This window comes from Thioalkalivibrio sp. ALMg13-2, assembly GCF_000381185.1.
In the GTDB taxonomy this organism is placed as follows: domain Bacteria; phylum Pseudomonadota; class Gammaproteobacteria; order Ectothiorhodospirales; family Ectothiorhodospiraceae; genus Thioalkalivibrio; species Thioalkalivibrio versutus.
Window position 1 is genome coordinate 1 of the sequence record NZ_KB906146.1, and the last position, 6,386, is coordinate 6,386.

At 65.5% G+C, this 6,386-nt stretch carries 6 protein-coding genes; 3 read left to right on the forward strand and 3 right to left on the reverse strand.

The features are described from left to right. Nucleotides 1-125: 125 nt before the first annotated feature. A complete protein-coding gene (locus F618_RS0114325) occupies nt 126-3,458 on the reverse strand; it encodes a bifunctional diguanylate cyclase/phosphodiesterase (RefSeq protein ID WP_019568981.1) in 3,333 nt (1,110 codons plus the stop codon). A gap of 309 nt (nt 3,459-3,767) precedes the next feature. Next, entirely contained in the window at nt 3,768-4,265 is a 498-nt protein-coding gene (locus F618_RS0114330) for a DUF302 domain-containing protein (RefSeq protein ID WP_019568982.1), read from the reverse strand. Nucleotides 4,266-4,473: 208 nt separating this feature from the next. Here F618_RS0114330 and F618_RS0114335 point away from each other — a divergent pair, with 208 nt between their 5' ends. Together F618_RS0114335 and F618_RS0114340 are read left to right on the forward strand one after the other, a co-directional pair. After that, nucleotides 4,474-4,698: a hypothetical protein gene (locus F618_RS0114335; RefSeq protein WP_018145900.1), complete on the forward strand. Its 225-nt coding sequence runs from the start codon at nt 4,474-4,476 to the stop codon at nt 4,696-4,698. Between the two features lie 54 nt (nt 4,699-4,752). Then, on the forward strand, nt 4,753-4,959 hold the full coding sequence (locus F618_RS0114340; RefSeq protein WP_018937789.1) for a hypothetical protein: 207 nt from the start codon (nt 4,753-4,755) through the stop codon (nt 4,957-4,959). Nucleotides 4,960-5,986: 1,027 nt separating this feature from the next. Here F618_RS0114340 and F618_RS16105 read toward each other — a convergent pair. Continuing rightward, nucleotides 5,987-6,142 carry a hypothetical protein gene (locus F618_RS16105; protein ID WP_155998056.1) on the reverse strand — a complete coding sequence of 52 codons (156 nt, stop codon included), beginning with the start codon at nt 6,140-6,142 and terminating at the stop codon, nt 5,987-5,989. Nucleotides 6,143-6,188: 46 nt separating this feature from the next. On the opposite strand from F618_RS16105, the gene F618_RS0114350 reads away from it, so the two are divergent. Further along, the coding region (locus tag F618_RS0114350) for a transposase (RefSeq protein ID WP_018952382.1) at nt 6,189-6,386 on the forward strand (198 nt) is incomplete at its 3' end.

Here is a 6,386-nt window from a genome sequence, read left to right on the forward strand (position 1 = left end):
GTGCCCCCTGTTCCCCGATCCTGCGTTGCGCCGCTTGCGGGTAGAACCACTACCCGCTGCTCGACGCGCCTTGTCTCGGAAAACAGGGGGCACCAACGCGAACGTGCGATTAAATCAGCGTCTCCCTAGGGTGAAGGCGTGCCCGGAGCGCTGGTCAGCAAGGCCTCGAACTCGAGCGCCGGCACCGGGCGGCTGGCGTAGAACCCCTGATAGTGGTCGCAGCCCAGCTCGCGCAGAACCGCGAGCTGCTCGGCGGTCTCCACGCCTTCCGCCAGCACGGTCAGCCCAAGGCCATGGCCCAGGCCAACGATGGAGCGGGCAATGGAGCGATCGTCCGCGCTGCCGGCCGCATCGTCCTCGGCCAGGCCGTCGACGAAGCTCTTGTCGATCTTGAGCGTGTCCACCGGGAAACGCTTGAGCTGTGCCATGGAGGAGTACCCGGTGCCGAAGTCGTCGATCGCAAAGTGCACCCCGCGCTCGCGCAGACGCTGCAGGATGCGCCGGGCGCGGCTCGGGTCCGCCATCAGCGCGGACTCGGTGATCTCCAGCTCCAGCTGATCCGCCGGGAACTCGAAGTCCTCCAGCAGCTGGCCCACCTGCTGGTCGATCGGCACCCGCTGGAACTGCAGCGCCGAGACGTTCACCGCCAGGCGGATCGGCGGATAGCCCGCCGCGCGCCAGCGATGGCCCTGCTCGATCACCCGGCGCAGCACCCAGCCCCCCAGCTCCACGATCAGGCCGGTCTGCTCGGCCAGCGGGATAAAGCGTCCCGGCGAGATCGGACCCAGCTCGGGATCGGTCCAGCGCAACAGCGCCTCCGCCCCCAGCAGACGCCCGTCCTCGACGTTGTATTGCGGCTGGTAGTGGACCTCCAGCGCATCCGCCTCGATGGCGCGGCGCAGGCGCGCCGACAGGTCAATGCGCTCGCGTGCCGCACGGGTGAACTCGTCGGAGTAATACCGATAGCTCCCGCGCCCGTCCATCTTCGCCTGCGACAGCGCCGTGCTCGCCTGCTGCAGCAGGGTGTCGGCATCCACCCCATGATCGGGGAAGACCGCGATGCCAACCGTCGCGGCAATCTCCATCTCCACGCCGTTGCCGAGATCACAGGGGTAGCCCACCTCACGGATGATGTTCTCCGCCACCAGCGCGGCGTCGTCCACATGCCCCAGGTTCTCCACCAGCACCGCGAACTCGTCGCTCGCCAGGCGGGCAACGGTATCGGTCCCGCGCCGCCCCACCTGCAGGCGCTCACCGACGATCTTCAGCAAGCGGTCGCCCGCGGCGTGGCCCTGGCTGTCGTTGATGTCCTTGAAGCGGTCGATATCCACGAACAGCAGCGCCAGATGCCCCTGGCGGCGACGCATCAACGAGATGCCGTGCGTCAGGCGTGCACGCAGCAAGCGGCGATTCGGCAGCTCGGTCAGCGGATCATGATGCGCGAGGAAGTCGAGCTCCGCCTCCGACGCCTTGATCCGCGAGATATCCGCGAACACCGATACGTAATGTGTAAGGTGGCCCTGCTCGTCGCGCACCGCGGTAATGCTCTGCAACTCCGGGAAAATCTCGCCGTTCTTGCGCCGGTTCCAGATCTCGCCCTGCCAGTGACCGTTCACCTGCAGCTCGCGATACAGGTTGGTGTAGAACGCCTGATCGTGGCGCCCCGACTGGAACATCTTCGGCGTGCGCCCCACCACCTCGTCCTGGGTGTATCCCATCAGCTGGGTAAAGGCCCGGTTCACCGACAGGATGTGGGCGGTGGCATCCGTAATCACCACCCCTTCTCGGGTGTTCTCGAACACCACCGAGGCCAGCCGCTGCCGCTCTTCCTGTTCGCGCTGTTCGGTGATGTCCTCGACCGTCGCCACCACCCGGTCCAGCTCGCCCTGCGGCGTGCGGCTGCACTTCACGTCGATATCCGCGACCATCACCCGCCCGTCACGGCGCAGCAGGCGCTTCACCACGCTATAACCCGAACGGTCGCCGCGGCGCATCTCGGCGTCCAGCACCGCCTCGCAACCACGATCCTCGGGTATGGCCAGGCGGTCCCAGTCCATCGCCGCCAACTCGTCCGGCGCATAACCCAGCATGTCGGCCAGGCATGCATTCACGCGCTCCCAGCCCTGACCCCGCGGTCCGGAAATCGCCATGCCGACAAACGGCATATCGAAAAAGATCCCGAGCAGCCGATCTTGATCGGCGTGAGCCCGCACCAGAGCCAGGTTGCGCCGCAACCACTGCTGACGCCACAGCAACGCCCCCGCCCCGAGCACGACCAGCCACACGAACAGCGTGGCCCCGGCCGCCCACGCCCCCTGCTGCCGTGGCAGCGCCTGAAGCGCGTCGAGATCGCGCTTCAGCACCAGATCCCAGCCAGCGGGTGCCAGCCCCTGTACACCGGCAAGGAACGGACTATCCCCATCCTCAAAGCGCTCGATCACAACCTCGGCACGAGGATGATCCAGGACCCGTTCGCGCAGCCGCGGGAAGGCCGCAGGCGCCGGGATAATCAGGCCTCCGGACTCGGTGATCCGGGCAATCATGGCGCGCTGGTCGCCCTCGCGCACCACGATATGCGCCTGGGCATCCATGCCGTTGCGATTCTCGGTCAGGGTCAGCAACGGATGCAGGTTTTCGAGCGTCGAAGACAGCAGCACCAGTCCCACCACCGGATCCTGCGGCGCCGCCCGGTCACGCACCGGCACTGCCCAGCTGATCCGCGGGCGCCGGTCCGGGTCCGCGTGCAGGATCGGCTCACTGGTCTCGCCACTGCGCCGCACCTCGCGCAGCACCGCGTCCATCGCGGCCTCGTCGAGGGCACTGCGGCCCAGTTCGATCACCGGCTGACGATCCGCGTCCAGCAGGGCCACGCTGTCGTAATCATAAGCCGTGCGCATCAGTTCCAGGCGATCGAGCACCTGCTCCAGCGCCAGCGTCGAGCGCCGCTCGAGGGCCGTTACCGCGAACAGGTTGAAGCCCCGCGCCTCGCCCAGAACCATCGCGTCGCCGGTACGCTCCGCCAGCCATTGGTCAATCACGCCGCCCTTCAAAAAAGCCGCGCGTTGCAGGTCCTCACGCGCCTGCGACTCGGCGGCGGCCCCCTGCAAGTGCCACGCGCCCAGCCCTACGCCTGCGGTGGAGGCGATCACCGCCACGGCCAGCACCAGCCAGGGCCAGGAGCCGAAACGCGCCAGCTCCTCGCCCGCACCCGTACCCGGCGCCTCGTCGCGCCAGGCCGGCAACCAGCGCATCGCGAGATAAAGCAGCGCCCCGGAGACCAGCACGAACCCAAAGCCCTTGCCCAGGTTCACCCGTGTCAGGGCGGTCGTGATGTCCGCCCCCGCCCACCAGGCCAGCGCCACATCGGACAGGGCAATCCACAACAGCCCCAGCACGACATAGGCGCCCGCAATCCACCCGGCCGCGAAGCGCCGCGACACCTGACGCCGAGTCGTCATCGGCGGTGCCCGCACGCGCTCGACGCGGACGCAAAAAAGCGCCGCGCCCCGTTTCCGGCTGGCGCGGCGCCCCATCGGGCCGAATCACTGCTAGTCGCGTCGTTTCTCGTCAATGCCAACGGCATCTGCATCGGGGGGCACCCCGTCTCCATTCAAGCGTTCATTGCACATTCCAGGGGAACCGGCGGGCTGTCATCCCCGCGGCCCCAACAACAAGGGACCCGCCGAAGCGGGCCCCACTGCACCGGGAACATCAGATCCAATCCAGCCTGCCGCCCGGTCTGCAATACTGGACTGTACCGGATTGCGTTACTCGGCGATGGCCCGCTCGATAATTGCCTCGATCTCGTCGGAAGACTTCTCCATCACTTCGGCCACGCCTTCCGGCATCATCGGCAGGAAATCCGGCACGTTCATCCGCGAGATGAACACGTCGCCCTGGCTGTCCTGATAAATGCTTACCCGGCAGGGCATGAAGGCGGAAACCGGCCGATACGCATCCTCTTCCAGGATCTGCGCGCTGTAGCGCCCGCTGCACACGTCCAGGATCACCACCGGATCAATGGTGAAACCGCGCTCGGACAGCGTCCCGGCCATGTTGTTGCGGTTCAGGATGCTCCAGCCGGCCTCGGACGCCTCGCGCTCGAACGCGGCCAGGGTTTCCGGGAACGAATGCGGGCTCTGCGTCACCTTCACCATCTCCGGCTGCTGGTCGCCATGGTTATCGGCCTGCGCCGCACCGACAAACGTCAGCGCCAGCAGCATCGCCACCAGTGCGAGGAACCGCGGGCCGTGGCGCATGGTCATCACTTTAGAATGCATCATGGTTTCTCCTTTCCCGGGAAGCGGGAATGCTCGTGAAAGGCTGCCTCTTCGGTACGTTGGAGGCAGCAACGGTTATACAGGATAGCGCCCAACGAGCCCGGCTATCTTGATGCAGGTCAACCGAACACGAATCAGACCCGTTCTACACGGGTACAACCAACATCACCAACATCGCAACCAGGAGATCGACATGGAAGCCACACTGAAGGACGGAACGGTCACCCTGAAGATCGACAAGAAGACCGCGAAGGACATCGCCGAAAACATCACCGAGCTCGAAGGCGAGATCAGCAACGGCGCAAGGGCACTGGGCTCCGTGCTGCAAGACGGCATCTACGAGCTGGAAAACGAATTCCGCCAGCCGCCGCATGCCTTCGACGAGCAGGCCCCCAAGCAGCCCTCCATCGAGGACTGAGCCCGCCGCCGCAAAGGCATCATCGACTCACCACAAGACACTAAGGAGCAGCACATGCACCTGGAAAAAGCGGAAAACGGGGAACTCGTCATCACCATGCCCCAGGCGGAAGCCGCCGACGCCCTGGCCACGCTCAAGAAGCGCGCCGACGACCTCGACGAATGCGAGGAGCTAACCGAAGCCCTGGAAAACGCCGGCATCCAGCTACCGGAGCAACCGGACCACATCCGCCACGAATACATGCCCCCCGCCGACCACTAAACCAAGCGCCGCCCCAACCTGTAGGAGCCCAGCCCCCTGGGCGATATGGGCCTAACCAACCCCTAATCGCCGAGAGGCTCGGCTCCTACACGGCCCGGAGCCACAGAAGGTCCAAGACCCAACCCTTGTGGGAGCGGCCCTGGCCGCGAAGCCCGCGCCACAGCCGACCATTGCACACCCCCAGATCCTTCCTCGCGACCACGATCCCTAATCCCGTCATCGCGAGGAGCAAAGCGACGCGGCGATTTCCTCGACCCACCCCAAACGCCAGCCCATTACCCCAGCCGTAATACCCGGCACGCAATTAAACTCCGAGACCTCGAATCACGCGAGAAAAGCCAGCAGCGGCGCCTTCCGCCTTCCACCCATCGGAAAGCCACCTCTCCGTCACAAGCCCCAGAAAGAGAAAGAGCCACCTCGGCGTCCATGCCCAGGCGGCTCTTTCGGGGACTTCCTTGTCCCCGCGGCAGAAATTATCACAGCGACAAAATTATTCCATTCACACACACCGAAAATCCGTCAGCGGTCGATTTCCACCCCTGAGCGGTAGTTTCGAATCCCGTCACAGCCCTGACCTACGACGCAACTCACTTCTTCCACGCGCACTTCCCCACCGCAGCACCCGAACCACCGGTCAGCCGCCAGGGCACCAGGCTTAACCCCGTCATCCCGAAACCGCATCCCTACCCCGTCACTCCGGGGCAGCCCTAGCCCGCAATCGCGAGGAGCAAAGCGACGTGGCGATCTCCTCGAGCTACCCCAACGCCCGCCCATTACCTGCGACCGTAGCGCCCCCACCCCGTCATCCCGGCCGCAGCGTTACCCCCACCCTGTCATCCCGGCCGCAGCGCAGCGAAGAGCCGGGATCTCCCACGCCGGAACAACGCCAAACGCCAGTACAACGACCTACGTACGAGATGCCGGATAACCGCGACGCGGTTTCCGGGATGACGACGCATGGGACCTGGCTGGGAGGTAGTCGGTGTCTGTCAAGGTAGATGTCACCTGAAAGGGATGCAGGCGCTGGTTAACCGCTCGCGGCTTGTTCAGGGTTCAGATGGACCTGCTCGGGCAGCCCGAAGTCCCGGACGCTACCGGCCCAGCGTTCGGGGCGCGCCTGGCGGGCGCGCTCATAGGTGGCTCGTCTGCGGGCGAGTGTCGCCTTCCCGTAAATTCGGTCCATTGAAAACTGGAGGTCTCCGGGCACACTAGAGCCAAAGGAGGCCGAGATGCGCAAGAGTCGGTTTACGGAGAGTCAGATTGTTCAGACGCTGAAGCAGGTCGAAGGCGGCCGGAAGGTGAAGGACGTCTGTCGGGAGATCGGGGTCTCTGAGGCGACCTACTACCAGTGGAAGTCGAAGTACGGTGGCATGGAGGCTGCGGACGTCCGACGGCTGAAGGAGCTGGAGGACGAGAACAACCGGCTC

What these genes read in the sequence shown, in the direction of transcription:
- F618_RS0114325 (WP_019568981.1), bottom strand. Translation starts at nt 3,458, where the DNA reads ATGACGACTCGGCGTCAGGTGTCGCGGCGCTTCGCGGCCGGGTGGATT.
- F618_RS16105 (WP_155998056.1), bottom strand. Translation starts at nt 6,142, where the DNA reads ATGGACCGAATTTACGGGAAGGCGACACTCGCCCGCAGACGAGCCACC.
- F618_RS0114340 (WP_018937789.1), top strand. Translation starts at nt 4,753, where the DNA reads ATGCACCTGGAAAAAGCGGAAAACGGGGAACTCGTCATCACCATGCCC.
- F618_RS0114335 (WP_018145900.1), top strand. Translation starts at nt 4,474, where the DNA reads ATGGAAGCCACACTGAAGGACGGAACGGTCACCCTGAAGATCGACAAG.
- F618_RS0114330 (WP_019568982.1), bottom strand. Translation starts at nt 4,265, where the DNA reads ATGACCATGCGCCACGGCCCGCGGTTCCTCGCACTGGTGGCGATGCTG.